Origin of the sequence: Kistimonas scapharcae (genome assembly GCF_039540975.1) — a bacterium.
Lineage (GTDB): Bacteria > Pseudomonadota > Gammaproteobacteria > Pseudomonadales > Endozoicomonadaceae > Kistimonas > Kistimonas scapharcae.
Genome location: NZ_BAABFL010000271.1, coordinates 1 through 2059 on the forward strand (window position 1 = coordinate 1; position 2059 = coordinate 2059).

The 2059-nt window shown below is 48.5% G+C and carries 2 protein-coding genes; both read left to right on the forward strand.

All coding sequences use genetic code 11. The features are described 5' to 3' along the window. Nucleotides 1-234: recombinase RecT (locus ABD892_RS10960; protein WP_345195682.1), on the forward strand; the 234-nt coding region annotated here is incomplete at its 5' end. A gap of 236 nt (nucleotides 235-470) precedes the next feature. Beyond that, complete coding sequence (locus tag ABD892_RS10965; protein WP_345195683.1) at nucleotides 471-1703, forward strand: tyrosine-type recombinase/integrase; 1233 nt, start codon at nucleotides 471-473, stop codon at nucleotides 1701-1703. Nucleotides 1704-2059: the final 356 nt, after the last annotated feature.

Below are 2059 nucleotides of genomic sequence, written 5' to 3' on the forward strand. Positions count from 1 at the left end.
CACTTCGATGAGATGGCCAAGAAAACCGTGATCCGACGATTGTTCAAATACCTGCCGGTGTCCATTGAGGCGCAGACAGCTGTGGGGCTGGATGAACGAGCTGAGGCGGGATTATCCCAGCAAAATGACACCGTGCTGCAGGAAGGGGATGGTGGTGTCACGGTGGATATGCGAACAGGTGAAATCATTGAGGGAGATGTGACCTCAGCGGCGGATTTGAACCGGGTGTTATAGCCCGGTTTATCCAAAGAGAAACAGGGAGGTGATTATGTTGCAGTGGGTGAAGCTGCATCGATATTTCGAGTTGTCGGGAGACACTCGTGATGCATTTTATAAAAAGAAGCAAAAAGGAATCTGGCGTGAGGGCAGGGAGTACAGAACAGCAGCGGATGGCGTGACATGGGTAAATCTGGAGGCTGTTAATCGATGGGCTTCAAGCAGTCGGCAATGAGCCTTGGGAGGGTGGGATAATGGAGCTTCCCGCAATAACAGTACCTCGTGGAGTCCATATCAGGCGTTTTAGCCTATCCGTATCAATTGTCATTACATTTACCGTTAATGGGCGGCGTTGTCGTGAAACTTATACATCGCATCGGTACCCAGATGACACTGTAGTGTCTAGGCGTGAGTTTGAGGGCAGGCTCAAGCGGGATGTGAAAGCAGCGGCGCAGCTTTTGGCGCGAGTGCAGCATGCCCTTCAAACCAATGAATTTAACTATGCTGACTTTTTTCCGGATTCCAAACAAGGCGTAAAATTGGGGTTCTGTGACAATAATCATGTGACAGTGGAATATTATCTGGCTACGTTTTTGGAACGTGCCAAAACTCAGGTTCGCCCGGTAACGCACAAAAACTATCGAAAGATGGTAAAGTATCAGCTGATACCGGCCTTTGGTGAGATTAAGGTCAGGGATCTCACGCCAGGCATGTTGCGTGACTGGATCCATCAAAAAAGTCATGTTACCAAACGCAAGACCCTATCCAATATCATTTCACCGCTGAAGCAGGCGCTTGATGATGCGGTCATGGATCGCATTATTGATACTAACCCTGCAAGGTCAATAAATCTTGATCGTATTGTGACGGTGGAGTCGCGACAGAGTGAGTTTAAACCGGATCCCTTTACGGAGCAGGAAATAGAACAGCTCTTATCGGTCATGGAGGGACAGGTAAGAAACCTGTTCCAGTTCGCCTTTTATACCGGCATGCGAACCAGTGAGTTGATTGCAATTAGCTGGGATAAAATCGATTTTATCAATCGAGAAATTCTGGTCGATGTAGCCATGGTGGACGGGCAGCTGGGAAAGCTAAAAACCGCTGACAAAGGGGTAAAGTCCCGGAAGATACTGATGCTGGATGAGGCCATGGCAGCTCTCAAGGCGCAAAAGGTATTCACTTTTGAGCAAAGTAAGTTTGTTTTTCATCATCCACTGACGAATAAAGTCTGGCAAAATGACACTCAGATCAGGCGATGGGCATGGCAGCCAGCGATTCGCAAGGCAGGTCTACGCTATCGTAATCCATATCAGACCCGACATACTTATGCCCACATGTTGATCCGTGATAACGAGAATCTCTGGTGGATTGCCAGTCAGATGGGCCATACTGGGATAGAAATGCTTAACCGACACTATGGGGGCTGGATTGAAGAGTCCGCCGAGCGATATAAACCCCATCGACGTTTCAGCGAGTCTCACCGTTAACTCTAACCGCGCTATATCCCTCTTTTTGCTTTTTTATTGCAGGTTTGAAGTACTTAAGCGGTCTGAGCTTGTCAACAGGGTAACTGAATATTTGACATTGTTCGTGTAGATGGAGGGAAAAGAGGCTTTTGGTAAGGCTAAAGTGGCTTTCGGAGCGGCAGGTGAGAGGCTTTAAGCGGCAATGCGAGGCAGGAAAGCGGCAAGGTGAAGCAGATAGAGGCGGGTTCAGGCAGATTGTGAAGGGATATAAAAAAGCCGATAACCCTTTGGGTTAACGGCCTTTTGTTTGCCTTGGTGTGCCTGAGTCTGTCTCAGTATTCAAGGCTTTGTTGGTGGAGGCGGCGGGAATTGAACCC

Bases quoted from the DNA above. Each gene is read 5' to 3' on its own strand.
- ABD892_RS10965 (WP_345195683.1), top strand. From the start codon at position 471: ATGGAGCTTCCCGCAATAACAGTACCTCGTGGAGTCCATATCAGGCGT.